Annotated in this window: 15 protein-coding genes; all 15 read left to right on the forward strand. The window is 36.3% G+C overall.

What is annotated here, in order from left to right; genetic code table 11:
- Nucleotides 1–213: 213 nt before the first annotated feature.
- The 15 genes from BN999_RS00500 to BN999_RS00570 all read left to right on the forward strand — a co-directional run bounded on the left by BN999_RS00500 (nucleotide 214) and on the right by BN999_RS00570 (nucleotide 13281).
- Nucleotides 214–780: a DUF6470 family protein gene (locus BN999_RS00500; protein ID WP_096269430.1), complete on the forward strand. Its 567-nt coding sequence runs from the start codon at nucleotides 214–216 to the stop codon at nucleotides 778–780.
- Nucleotides 781–795: 15 nt separating this feature from the next.
- Nucleotides 796–1239, forward strand: coding sequence for a flagellar assembly protein FliW (fliW, locus tag BN999_RS00505; protein WP_096269431.1), 444 nt, complete (start codon nucleotides 796–798; stop codon nucleotides 1237–1239).
- Nucleotides 1240–1241: 2 nt separating this feature from the next.
- Nucleotides 1242–1466 carry a carbon storage regulator CsrA gene (csrA, locus tag BN999_RS00510; protein ID WP_096269432.1) on the forward strand — a complete coding sequence of 75 codons (225 nt, stop codon included), beginning with the start codon at nucleotides 1242–1244 and terminating at the stop codon, nucleotides 1464–1466.
- Nucleotides 1467–1543: 77 nt separating this feature from the next.
- Nucleotides 1544–1891 carry a flagellar protein FlaG gene (gene flaG, locus BN999_RS00515; RefSeq protein ID WP_096269433.1) on the forward strand — a complete coding sequence of 116 codons (348 nt, stop codon included), beginning with the start codon at nucleotides 1544–1546 and terminating at the stop codon, nucleotides 1889–1891.
- 15 nt (nucleotides 1892–1906) lie between these two features.
- Nucleotides 1907–3406 carry a flagellar hook-associated protein 2 gene (locus BN999_RS00520; protein ID WP_096269434.1) on the forward strand — a complete coding sequence of 500 codons (1500 nt, stop codon included), beginning with the start codon at nucleotides 1907–1909 and terminating at the stop codon, nucleotides 3404–3406.
- Between the two features lie 30 nt (nucleotides 3407–3436).
- Nucleotides 3437–3838, forward strand: coding sequence for a flagellar export chaperone FliS (gene fliS, locus BN999_RS00525; protein ID WP_096269435.1), 402 nt, complete (start codon nucleotides 3437–3439; stop codon nucleotides 3836–3838).
- Nucleotides 3838–4191 carry a flagellar protein FliT gene (locus BN999_RS00530; RefSeq protein WP_096269436.1) on the forward strand — a complete coding sequence of 118 codons (354 nt, stop codon included), beginning with the start codon at nucleotides 3838–3840 and terminating at the stop codon, nucleotides 4189–4191. Before fliS ends, BN999_RS00530 begins: the two co-directional genes overlap by 1 nt.
- A 201-nt stretch (nucleotides 4192–4392) precedes the next feature.
- On the forward strand, nucleotides 4393–4932 hold the full coding sequence (gene hpf / locus BN999_RS00535; protein WP_096269437.1) for a ribosome hibernation-promoting factor, HPF/YfiA family: 540 nt from the start codon (nucleotides 4393–4395) through the stop codon (nucleotides 4930–4932).
- Nucleotides 4933–5191: 259 nt separating this feature from the next.
- A complete protein-coding gene (gene secA, locus BN999_RS00540; protein ID WP_096269438.1) occupies nucleotides 5192–7705 on the forward strand; it encodes a preprotein translocase subunit SecA in 2514 nt (837 codons plus the stop codon).
- Nucleotides 7706–7872: 167 nt separating this feature from the next.
- A protein-coding gene (gene prfB, locus BN999_RS00545) for a peptide chain release factor 2 (protein WP_255247361.1) occupies nucleotides 7873–8971 on the forward strand; the annotation gives its coding sequence in 2 pieces (ribosomal slippage) (nucleotides 7873–7935 and nucleotides 7937–8971; 1098 coding nt in all).
- A 43-nt stretch (nucleotides 8972–9014) separates the two neighbouring features.
- Nucleotides 9015–9347, forward strand: a complete 333-nt coding sequence (locus BN999_RS00550; protein ID WP_096269440.1) for a hypothetical protein — start codon at nucleotides 9015–9017, stop codon at nucleotides 9345–9347.
- Between the two features lie 229 nt (nucleotides 9348–9576).
- The gene (gene cccB, locus BN999_RS00555; protein ID WP_096269441.1) at nucleotides 9577–9930 is read left to right on the forward strand and encodes a cytochrome c551; all 354 of its coding nucleotides are present in this window, start codon (nucleotides 9577–9579) and stop codon (nucleotides 9928–9930) included.
- Between the two features lie 247 nt (nucleotides 9931–10177).
- Entirely contained in the window at nucleotides 10178–10864 is a 687-nt protein-coding gene (gene ftsE / locus BN999_RS00560) for a cell division ATP-binding protein FtsE (protein WP_096269442.1), read from the forward strand.
- Complete coding sequence (ftsX, locus tag BN999_RS00565) at nucleotides 10854–11747, forward strand: permease-like cell division protein FtsX (protein WP_096269443.1); 894 nt, start codon at nucleotides 10854–10856, stop codon at nucleotides 11745–11747. The genes ftsE and ftsX overlap by 11 nt, the downstream gene beginning before the upstream one ends.
- A 154-nt stretch (nucleotides 11748–11901) precedes the next feature.
- Complete coding sequence (locus tag BN999_RS00570) at nucleotides 11902–13281, forward strand: murein hydrolase activator EnvC family protein (protein ID WP_096269444.1); 1380 nt, start codon at nucleotides 11902–11904, stop codon at nucleotides 13279–13281.
- Nucleotides 13282–13467: the final 186 nt, after the last annotated feature.

A 13467-nucleotide genomic window follows, 5' to 3' on the forward strand; every position in this document is an offset into this window, starting at 1 on the left:
TTTTAGCAGATAGGAAAGTATAACAATCTTTCCCGCCGGCATAAGAAAAAACTAACACAAAGAGTGTTCGTCGTACTTAAGATAATTCGAGGAAGTAATTCTCCTCGCAAAGCTGCATGAAGTCTATTCGAGAAGTCTCTCATGGAGTATCACAAGTAGTTGCTTCGCTAAAGGACGAGCGAATGCGAGTTTTTCTAAGAAGGAGGAATTAGCATGGAATTACCACAAATACGAATGCAATCACAGATGGCGAGGATAAGCATCACGACACAACCTGCAAGACAAGAAATACAACAACCTAAAGCGGATTTGTCCATTCAACAGCCACATGCGGAAGTATCAATGCGAACCACTCCTTCTAAACTAACCATTGATCAAACACAGGCATGGGAAGATATGAATCTTAGAAGTGTATCCAGATTAATAGAGAAATTCGCACAAGACGGAAAACAAGCTGTCGCCGAGGGTACGGGAAGAAGAGCATCCCAAGGAACAGAACTCATGAAAATTGAAAACAAAGGGAATCCTTTAGTTAGTCAAGCATTTCAAAATGCTCATGAACCACCACGTGCTCTAGGAATAAAATTTATTCCTTCTCTGAACGCCGTTAAGATAAACTATGAACCATCTAAATTAGATATAAACATCCAACCTAATAAACCGGTTATAGAATCTCGAGTAAATAAGCCTGAAATAAACTATATACCAGGTTCGGTTGATATAACGCTTGCTCAACGTGAAAGCTTAGAGATTGATTTTGTAAATATATTTCCAGAATAAGAAAGGGTGACAAGCATGAATATACAAACAAAATATTTAGGAGAAGTTGAGATTTCAACTCAACAAATTATCCAATTTTCATTTGGTTTACCTGGCTTTCTAGATGAAAAAGAATTTGTCTTATTAGATATCCCAGGTAACCCTGTATTTCAGTTTCTTCAATCTGTACAATCTAAGGACTTAGCTTTTGTGGTAACAAATCCGTATCATTTTTATAAAGACTACCGATTTGAATTAGATGAACCAACAATCGAAGCATTACAAATTGAAAGTGAAAAGGATGTAATTGTGTTAACCATCGTAACAGCAAAAGAACCATTCGATTCCAGTACAATCAATTTAAAAGCTCCCTTGATTATTAATCAGCATAAGTTGTTTGGGAAGCAATACATACTTAATTCAGATGAGTATGATAGTAAAGCGTTCATTCAACCTGCCTCTGTGGAAAAGGGAGTGTAGCAATGTTAGTGCTGACAAGAAAACTAAATGAGTCGATCCAGATTGGTGATGAGATAGAGATTAAAGTGTTGGCAATAGAAGGAGACCAAATCAAGCTAGGAATTGCTGCTCCGAAGTCAGTTGAGATTTATCGAAAAGAAATTTATTTGGATATTCAAAACCAGAATAATGAAGCAGCGAACTTGTCTGTCGATTTATTAAAGCTACTTCACCAAAAAAATGATTAGCAGGAAGAAATAAAGACTTAACTTTATGTTTCTTTTATCCGATATAAAAGAAAAAGCTTGTGAGGAGTTGCATGGGGATGCGAGTAGAATCTAGCTCAGTAATATCACAATCCTTGCAGAACAGTGACACTAGTACGATTACATCAGAGAATAAATCTGTGTTGCAAGAAACTCAGAATAATAAACAAGATCAAGAACCAACTGGTTATCAAATTAAAAGTGCTGTTGAACATTTAAATAATTTTATCGAACCACTTAAAACAAACCTTAAATTCGAATTGCATGAAGAGCTTAATGAATATTATGTAACTGTAGTCGATCCGAATACAAATGAGGTTGTAAAGGAAATTCCCTCTAAAAAGATACTAGATATGTATGCGGCAATGGGTGAATATATGGGGTTCTTAATTGATAAGAAGATATAAAAGAGGTGTAACAAAATGGTAATGCGTATTGGCGGTTTAGCTTCTGGTATAAATACGGATGAAATCATACAAAAATTAATGACTGCGGAAAGAATGCCATTAGACCGCATGGAGCAAGACCGAACACTATTAGAATGGCAACGTGATGGATACCGTGAAATCTATCAAAAGCTCTATGAGATGGACACCAATTTAATTTTAGATATGAAGATGAGTAGTACTTATAATTCGAAGACGGTGAGTTCATCGAATGAGAGTGCCGTAACGGCTACAGCAAGTGCAGGTACTCCTGAAGGGTCTTATTCTATAAAGGTTAATCAACTGGCATCTACTGCGATGAATATGAGTGGTCCAATAAGCTTTGATCCAACCGAAGCTTTAGATCCGAGTGCAAACATTTCTTATTATGTTTACCAAGAGGCTTCGGATGGGCAAGAAGCTGGAATGCGGGAATTTACGGTTGATGTTGAAGATGGCGATTCATTAAAAGATGTATTAAAAAAGATAACCGATCAAGGACATGTACGAGCATTTTACGATGAAACATCTAAAAGAGTAATCTTAGAAACAACCAAAACTGGTAATCATAACACTACAAATAGTTTTGAAGGCCGTGAAATAGGGTTTACTAGTGATTCATTCTTTGTTACCGAACTTAAGATGAAACATAGTAATGAAACTGGTGGAACGAATGCTAAGTTTAATTATAATGGCTCGACAGTTGAATTTGAATCAAAAGAAAATTCTTACACAATGAATGGCGTAAGTTTTGAATTCAAAAATACCACCCAAGAAAGTGTTAAACTAACCGTAGATACCAACGTAGACGCAGCGTTCGACAACATCATGAAATTCGTCGATAAGTATAATGAGATTGTTGATTTAGTTAACAAATCTCAGACCGAAGAAAGATATCGTGATTATAAGCCCTTAACTGAAAAGCAAAAAGAGGAAATGGAAGATAAACAAGTAGAACTTTGGGAAGAAAAAGCGAAGAGTGGTATCCTTCGAGGAGATTCTATCTTAACCAGTGGGCTATTTGATCTAAGACAAACTTGGTATTCTTCTGTTGATACAGGTGGAGAGGTCACCACGTTAACTCAAATAGGTATCTCGACAACTGCAGATTATATGAATGGCGGAAAGCTTAAAATAGACGAGGACAAACTGAAGGAAGCATTACGTGATAATCCTGATGAAGTTTATAAGCTCTTCTCTAATAATACAGAAGACAAAAGCGATCCGAGTCGTGGATTAATTAATAAACTAGAAGACTCTGTTGAGTCGATGATGAAACGTATTGAAGAACGCGCTGGTAAAACAACAAGTACACTAGATAACTATACATTAGGAAAACGAATTAAGGATTTAGATACGAGAATGTCAGACTTTGAGGATCGTCTTGTGCGTGTTGAAAGCCGATATTGGAGCCAATTCAATGCAATGGAACAGGCGATATCACGATTAAATGCACAATCAGCACAGCTCTTCTCACAGTTTGGCGGCGGAATGTAATCCAATAATTCTACAAAGGAGTTTTACCTTATGGCTTTAAATAAACCATATCAAGCATATCAAAATAATGCTGTTAATACTGCCTCTGGCGGTGAATTAACGCTAATGCTTTATAATGGATGTAATAAGTTTATTAAACAAGCAATTAGAGATATTGAAGAAAATAATATCGAAGGAAAAAATACGAATATCCAAAAGGCTCAAGCTATTATTCAAGAACTGATGCTTACATTGGATCAAGAAGTTGAAATCTCGAAGCAAATCATGCCTTTATATGATTTTATGTATCGACGTTTGATGGAAGCTAACTTGAAAAATGATATAGAGATTTTAACTGAAGTACAAGGTTTTGTGGTTGATTTTAGAGATACTTGGAAGCAAGTTATTCTAAAAACAAGACAAAAGCAATATGCACAAGGTGAACACGTATAATGAATCGTGTTCAACCGATACTAGAGATTACGGAAGAAATGGAAAAAATTCTTGAAGGTGACATAAGTAACAGTGATCGCCAAAGAGTAATAGACGAACTCAATACTTTACTCGTAAAAAGAGATAGCTTTATGAATCATTTATCAGAGCCATATTCAGATGAAGAATTGGCCCTAGGAAATAAGCTTCTTCCTATCAATCAAAAAATCCAACAAAAAATGAATCTACTTTTTTCTGAATTAAAATTAGAAATGAAGCAGATGAAAAAACAAAAGAATTCTAACCGAAAATATACTAATCCATATGAAAATGTCCAGACTGTTGATGGCATGTTCATGGATAAACGAAAATGATAAAAAAGGGATGTCCTAAAACGTTGGACATCCCTTTTGTTAAAATAATGTGAACGTAGTGTAAAGCTTATCATAGCAGGCAAACTCAGTGTTTTCTCTCCTTTTAGAGATATAAAATTAATATTTATCTGTGTTTAAGCAGGATTTTTAAGGGAAAAGATAGTATACTATATATAAAGATAGATAAAGGAGGACACTTTAATGAAATTCAACATTCGTGGTGTAAATCTAAAAGTTACGGAAGCGATCAGAGAGTACGTAGAAAAGAAGATTGGTAAACTCGAAAAATATTTTGAGAGTCCTATAACCTCAGATGTACATGTGAATTTAAGTGTCTATAATGATAAGCAGCGAATTGAAGTAACAATTCCAATGTCAGGTCTTTTATTACGAGGCGAAGTAGAACATACTGATTTATATGCAGCAATTGACCTAGTTGTAGATAAATTAGAAAGACAGATTAGAAAATATAAAACCAAGGTTAATCGTAAACCTCGTCAAAATAATGTCCCTAAATTTGTATCAACTAATTTAGCGGAACAATTAGACGAAGAAGTAGACGATATCGAGATTGTAAGAACTAAGCAATTTGATTTAAAGCCAATGGATTCAGAAGAAGCAGTATTACAAATGGATATGTTAGGCCATGCATTTTATGTGTTCCAAAATGCAGCTTCTGGTGATACTAACGTTGTTTACCGTCGTAAAGATGGAAAATATGGTTTAATCGAACCAAAATAGTAACTTGTGACGAACTAACAGGCGATCTCATAATTGGGATCGCCTTTGATTTTTCTGTATACTTATTGATGGTTTAGCATAACAATGTAGTTGGCATATAGATTTAAGTAGTGTTATTATTTAATATATAATAAGTGAAATATGTATAAGAAAAATGGATAGTGAACCTATTATCATGAGACTTTAGTAATAGCGAGTAGGAAATACGGGATTAATGATAATCCGCATTGTTTCACTATTGGAACAGAGGAGCGTAACGATGGCAGGTTTTCTAAAAAAATTATTTGATGGTAATAAGAAAGAATTAAATCGGATTCAAAGCATGGTGGACCAAATTGAATCATTGGAACCAGATATTGAAAGATTAACCGATACTCAATTAAAGGATAAAACAGAAGAGTTTAAATCACGCTTTTCTAATGGAGAGAGCTTGGATGATCTATTAGTTGAAGCGTATGCAGTTGTCCGTGAAGCTTCGAAAAGGGTATTGGATATGCGTCCATTCCCTGTGCAGTTAATGGGAGCAATTGTCCTTCATGGCGGTAATATTGCGGAGATGAAGACAGGGGAAGGTAAAACATTAGCCTCTACCATGCCAGCATATTTAAATGCGATTGCCGGTGAGGGAGTACATATTATCACGGTAAACGAATACTTAGCAGATCGTGACTCGAAGCAGATGGGTCAATTATTTGAATTCTTAGGTCTAACTGTTGGATTAAATACCAATGGAATGTCCAAAGAACAAAAACGTGAAGCATATCAAGCAGATATTACCTATGGAACTAATAACGAATTTGGTTTTGATTACTTACGTGACAACATGGTCCTGTACAAAGAACAAATGGTTCAGCGACCGTTGAACTTTGCAATCATTGATGAGGTCGATTCTATTCTAATTGATGAAGCTAGAACACCATTGATAATCTCTGGTTCTGCACAAAAATCAGCTTCATTATATACACAAGCCAATTCATTTGTAACAACCTTGAAGCGAGAAACAGATTACACGTACGACGAAAAAACAAAAGGTGTACAACTAACGGAAGAGGGAATCAATAAAGCCGAGAAGCACTTCAACATTGAGAACCTATTTGACCTAAATCATGTAACCTTAACACATCATATTGGGCAAGCGTTGCGTGCACATGTATCGATGCATCGTGATACAGACTATGTAGTAGAAGAAGGTGAAGTGGTTATTGTTGACCAATTTACTGGTCGTCTGATGAAAGGTCGTCGTTATAGTGATGGATTACACCAGGCAATTGAGGCTAAAGAAGGCCTAAAGATTCAAAATGAAAGCATGACACTTGCTTCGATTACATTCCAGAACTTATTCCGTATGTATAATAAACTTGCTGGGATGACGGGTACAGCGAAGACTGAGGAAGAAGAATTCCGCAGTATTTATAATATGGGCGTGGTTGTTATTCCAACCAATAAACCAATTGCTCGTGAAGACCATCCTGATAAAATTTACAGCACCATAAATGGTAAGTTTAAAGCTGTTGTAGAAGATATTAAGGAACGTAATAAAGTAGGCCAGCCTGTACTAGTCGGTACAGTGGCAGTAGAAACATCTGAATTAATCTCTCAGTATTTGAAAAAAGCTGGGGTTAAACATGATGTATTAAACGCTAAAAACCACTATCGTGAAGCAGAAATCATCGAACATGCTGGTCAAAAGGGTGCAGTAACCATTGCAACTAACATGGCTGGTCGTGGAACAGACATTAAGCTTGGAGAAGGTGTATTAGAGCTTGGTGGCTTAGCGGTAATTGGTACGGAACGCCATGAATCAAGACGTATTGATAATCAGTTACGTGGGCGTTCTGGTCGTCAGGGTGACCCAGGTATTTCCCAATTCTATCTATCCATGGAAGATGAGTTAATGCGACGCTTCGGCTCTGATAACTTAAAAGCCATGATGGATAAAATGGGAATGGATGATTCTCAGCCGATCGTAAACAAATTTGTCTCACGTGCTGTAGAATCTGCCCAAAAACGCGTAGAAGGAAATAACTACGATGCACGTAAGAATGTTCTAGCATATGATGATGTATTACGTGAACAACGTGAAATTATCTATAAACAACGCTTTGAAGTAATTGATGCGGAAGGTAATGAACTTCGCGCAATTATTGAGAACATGATTAACTCTTCCCTTCAACGTGTTATTAGCACTCATACACAAGATGATGATGAAACAAACTGGGATTTACAAGCTATTGTGGAGTATGTAAATGGTAACTTGTTAGAACAAGATTCATTGTCTGTGGATGACTTAGCTGGAAAAGAAACAGAAGAAATACAAGAGCTTGTCATGGACAAAGTTCGAGTGAAATACAATGAAAAAGAAGAAGAACTCTCAGAAGAACAAATGCGTGAATTTGAAAAAGTTATCTTACTGAGAACAGTGGATACAAAATGGATGGATCATATTGATCAGATGGACCAACTTCGTCAAGGTATCCATTTACGTGCGTATGGACAAAATGATCCATTACGTGAATATCAATTTGAAGGCTTTGCGATGTTTGAAGGCATGGTAGAAAATATCGAGGATGAAGTTGCTCGCTATATTATGAAAGCTCAAATTCGCGAAAATCTACAACGTCAAGAAGTAGTGAAGAATACACAGGCTGTTTCTGGCGGAGGCGAAGAGAAGAAAAAAGTTCGTAAGCCTTATGTGAAGAAGGAAACGGTTGGTAGAAACGACCCTTGTCCATGTGGAAGTGGCAAAAAGTATAAGAATTGTCACGGTAAGTAACATCAACTATACACTCCCAGCATGCTGGGAGTGTTTTCATGCCGGTGGCTTTATCATAGCATGTATACTTTATCGAAAACATCATGCATGATAATGTCGTACGCGTATAAAAGGCAGTACATGGATAGATAAGTCCATAATCATTATAATAACTTAGAGGTGACAAGATGGAATTTAGTGAAATTAGACATGAATTAGACAATATGAATACCCGCATTGCGGAATTTAGGGGGTCTCTTTGACTTAGATGCAAAGAAAGCTCGTATTCAGGAATTAGAGCATGATATGACAGCCCCAGGATTTTGGGATGATCAAAATGCTGCACAAACTGTTATTAATGAAGCGAATGGCTTAAAAGGGTTTGTAAATTCCTTTGAAGACATTTTTAGTCGACATGAAGATCTAGAAGTGACGTATGAGCTAGCTAAAGAGGAGAATGATGCAGAATTACTTGCTGATTTAGAAGAAGAGCTTGGCTCATTAAAGAAAGACATTAATGACTTTGAACTACAAATGTTATTAAGTGAACCATATGATGCAAATAATGCAATCTTAGAATTGCATCCGGGTGCAGGTGGTACAGAGTCACAAGACTGGGCTAGTATGTTATTACGTATGTATCAACGTTGGGCTGACCATCGTAATTTTTCTGTGGAAACACTAGATTATTTACCTGGAGAAGAAGCAGGGATAAAGAGTGTTACATTATTAATTAAAGGGCATAATGCCTATGGTTATCTAAAAGCTGAAAAAGGTGTACATCGTTTGGTTCGGATCTCTCCATTTGATTCCTCTGGCCGAAGACATACTTCCTTTGTCTCTTGTGATGTAACGCCAGAAATGTCAGATGATGTGGATATTGAGATTAGAACGGAAGATATTAAGGTTGATACGTATCGTGCGAGTGGTGCAGGTGGACAGCATGTCAATACAACAGACTCTGCAGTTAGAATCACACACACTCCGACGAATATTGTGGTTACATGCCAAAATGAACGTTCTCAGATTAAAAACAGAGAAGCAGCCATGAAGATGCTAAAATCAAAACTATATCAATTAGAAATTGAAAAACAACAACAAGAACTAGCAGCCCTCCGTGGAGAACAAAAAGAGATTGGTTGGGGTAGTCAAATTCGTTCGTATGTGTTCCACCCTTATTCAATGGTAAAAGACCATCGAACAAACGTAGAAGTAGGAAACACCCAAGCCGTTATGGATGGAGAAATTGATCCATTTATAGATGCATATTTACGATCACAGATTTAGTGAATGAACCCCCCAGTCAGTTGCGGCTGGGGGGTTTTTGGTTTTGGTCGCAGGGTTCATATATGGTAACAAGCCATTTGGTAATGGGAGCAAGGGATTCATACATGGTATCAAGCCATTTGGTAATGGGCGCAAGGGATTCATACATGGCTACAAGCCATTTGGTAATGGGCGCAAGAGATTCATACATGGTAACAAGCCATTTGGTAATGGGCTCAAGGGATTCATATATGGTCACAAGCTAATTGAATTTGGGCACAAGGAACTCAATCATGGTCACAAGATAACCGAAAATAGTCGCAAGGGCTACATACACGGTCACAAGTATCCCCGAAATGGGTGCAACCTTTTCGTAATTGGTCACATTGGTACATAAAGGTAAACACTTTAACTCACTATTTAAAGTGTCACCCTCAACTTGTTTAATTCTATCCAATATTGGGAAGAGCTATAGTATAATTACTAATTTTGTCAAAAAGTGCCATCAGGCTTGATAATACTTCATGTCTAGCCAAATTATGGCAATTCTGTGACTAGTATATTTTTATATAAGGGATATACTAAAGTTGACTAGTAATTCTAAATAAGGATTGGGGGATTTCTCAATGAAAAAATGGTTATTTGCTATTCTTTTTGGATCAGCATTAGTACTAGGTGCTTGTGGTGGTGACGATAATGGTGACGACAACGGAGCAACTGGTGATTCTGGTAAAGAAAGTGGCGAAACAACTACTGCTTCAGCAGAGGAGATCTACGAATCAAACTGTGCATCATGTCATGGTGCTGATTTATCTGGTGGTGCAGGTTCAAATCTTACTGCAGTTGGAGCAGAATATTCTGTTGATGAATTGAAAGACATCATTGCAAATGGTAAAGACGGTGGAATGCCAGCATTTAGTGGAAGATTATCTGATGATGAAATTCAAACTTTAGCAGAGTGGTTAGGCGAGAAAAAGTAATTTATTATTATGCAAAGACTTAAACTGTACGAAGCAGTTTAAGTCTTTTTATTTTGCACAAAAATAAGACTTTCTTCCTAAAATCCCTTTTTAAGCCCGTTTTTCTACAAACTTCGACATTATTTTCACCTTTGAAACATAAATGTAATATTTTTTTGTCAAAAAAAGTTGTTGAAAGATGTTATAATGAATTAGAAACTCGAACAAAATAAGTCTTTTTGACTAATTTATGTAAAGGTGATTAAACATGATTTTAATGAAGGACATATATAAAACATATGGAAATGGTGTCACAGCCTTAAATGGTATTAACGTAGAAATAGAACAAGGTGAATTTGTATATATTGTTGGACCAAGTGGTGCAGGGAAATCATCATTTATTAAGTTAATGTACCGTGAAATTAAACCAACACGTGGTTTATTGCGAATCAATAATAGAGATATTAGTGAAATCAAGGAAAAAGAAGTTCCTTTACTTCGTAGAAATATAGGGGTTATCTTCCAAGATTTCCGCCTATTGCCGAAGCTATCAGTCTATGAAAACGTGGCATTTGCTTTAGAAGTAATCGAGGAGTCACCTCGTAATATACGTAAACGTGTTATGGACGTACTTGATTTAGTAGGTCTTAAAAATAAATCACGATTCTTTCCAAATGAGCTATCTGGTGGTGAGCAGCAACGTGTTTCTATTGCACGGGCTATCGTCAATAGACCTAAGATTGTTATTGCGGATGAGCCAACTGGTAACTTAGATCCAGATACATCATGGGAGATTATGAAAGTATTTGAGGAAATCAATAACAGTGGGACAACCATTATTATGGCTACACACAGTAAAGAAATCGTAAACACAATCAAGAAGCGTGTAATTGCAATTGAGGATGGCTTAATTGTAAGGGACGAACAGCGAGGTGACTACGGTTATGAAAGCTAGAACAATTAAAAGACATTTTCGAGAAGGTTTTAAAAATATAGCACGGAATGGTTGGATGACCGTAGCTTCTGTCGGTGCAGTAACGATGACATTACTTTTAGTTGGTGCATTTCTTGGTCTGATTTTGAATTTAAATCATATGGCAGAGAAAATCGAAGACGATGTAGTGGTTAAAGTTCTCATTGACCTTGCAGCAAACGATGAAGATGTTATTGCACTAGGCAAGGATTTAGAAAAAGTTTCCGGTGTAGAAAATGTTATCTTCTCATCTAAGGACGAAGAGTTAAATAGTTTAATTGATAGCATGGGTGAAGGTGGAGAAGTTTGGGAGTTATATGAGCAAGAAAACCCATTAAACCACGCCTATATTATTAAAGCTACAGATCCACATGACACAGATCGAATTGCAACAGAAGTAGCTAAATTAAATGCCGTTGATTCCGTATCATATGGTCAAGAAGTTGCTCAAAACCTATTTAAATTTACAGATTACGCACGAACAGTTGGTATTATTTTGATTGCTGGTCTTGTATTGACAGCTATCTTCCTAATTTCCAACACAATTAAATTAACGATTATGGCCAGAAGTACTGAAATTGGGATTATGAAATTAGTTGGAGCAACAAATAGCTTTATACGTGGGCCATTCTTTATTGAAGGACTACTACTAGGCGTATTAGGTTCAATTATTCCAATGACAGTTGTGTTATCAGCTTATAAATTAATTGAATCTAGTATTGGTAGTATGAGTTCTATCGGATTTGTAGAAATTCTACCATTTAACCCATTTGCATGGCAGTTATCTGCAATCATTTTAGTTGTTGGTGCTGGTATTGGAATCTGGGGAAGTCTGATGAGTGTCCGTAAGTTCTTAAAAGTATAATACCCAAACAACTAGAAAACTAAACCAATTAATTATTGGTACTAAGAGCCCTACTTACTATTCTCATGATTTATGTTGAATTGGTGGGGTTTTAGTACTTATTACATAGTTGATAATGCTAGATTACGAGATTACTTGAAGGGCAGGGGAAAAAATGAAAAGAAAGTTTGGAATATCTTTATTAATAGCCCTCACGGCTTTTAGTACTGTTTCATTTGATTGGAACTTTGTTTCTGCTCAAACAGAGGAAGAAATTAAGCAAGAAATCGAGGAACTAGAGAAAGAGCAACTAGAACTAGGTGACCAAAAGAAAGAAATTCAAAGCAATAAAAGTGAAACAGAAGAAAAGATTGAAGAGAATTTGAATGAACAGGCCTCTGTTCAAAGTCAGATTGATTCCATCAATCAACAATTAAATGATACAAAAGCATCGATTACAGCTAAACAGGGCGAAATTGATACAACGAATAAAGAAATCAATGAATTAACTGCTAAGATTGAAGAGTTAACGAATCAAATTGAACAGTTAAAAGAAGAAATCGAAGTGTTAATGGAACGAATCACAGATCGTGAAGAATTACTTACAGAACGTCTTCGCACCATTCAGAAAAGCGGCGGTGCCTTGAGATATTTAGAGGTAATACTTGGTTCTAAAAGTTTTTCTGATTTTATCTCAAGAACAGCTGCAGTAAATATAATGATGGAACAGGATAAGGCAATCCTTGAATCATTAGCAAAAGATAAAAAAGAAGTAGAAAATAAGAAATTAGCGGTAGAGAGTAATAAAAAGGATATAGAAGCAAAACGAAAAGATGTTGAGGATAAAAAGGTAGCCTTAGAAGGACAGAAAAGTGAGCTTGTTGCACTGGAAAGTCAATTAGATGAACAGATGGCTAAAAGACAAAGTTTACTAGCTCAGCTTGAGGAAGAACAGCATCATTTAGAGCAATATGTAATTACTTTAGAAGATGAGCAACGATTCCTGGCTCAACAAGAAGAAGCTGCAAAAAAAGCTCAACAGATAGCAGAGCAACAATTGGCAGCATTAGCAAAAAAGAAAGAAGACACAAGTTCTAATACAAATGCAAGTAGTCCTAATGCTGGAACCGGTAATTTTATCTGGCCAGCTTCCGGTTCGAGAACATCAAATTTTGGTTGGAGAGTGCATCCAATATACTTTACCAAGAATTATCACGGTGGAGTTGACATTGGTGCCCCGCAAGGTACTCCAATCTACTCATCTGGTGCAGGTGTTGGTGTAGTTAGTACAGCAGAGTATCACAATTCTTACGGAAACCATGTAATGATTGTGAATATTATCGATGGTCAAACATATGTGACAAACTATGCACATATGTCAAGTATAGCTGTTAGTCCTGGTCAACAAGTTGAACAAGGACAAGTTATTGGCTATGTTGGATCTACAGGTGATTCTACAGGTCCACACCTTCACTTTGAGATTCATTTAAATCGTTATCGAGGAGTAAATCCTGCCACTACAAGCGCGGTAAACCCAATCAATTACTTGCCGTAAAAAATGAAGACATTACACAAAAGTTGTGTAGTGTCTTTTTTGTTGGTTGGAAGATGATTGTCTCCTCCTTGTTGATAAATTTTGTAACTTTAACCGAACAAAAACAAAAAAGTTTGGCGTGTTTTCCCATTTTCCTATATGATTATAGAATAAGTAGTAGTTAGGCTCTTAACGAGAAAGTTTATA

Source organism: Paucisalibacillus globulus (genome assembly GCF_900184735.1).
GTDB lineage: Bacteria > Bacillota > Bacilli > Bacillales > Amphibacillaceae > Ornithinibacillus > Ornithinibacillus globulus_B.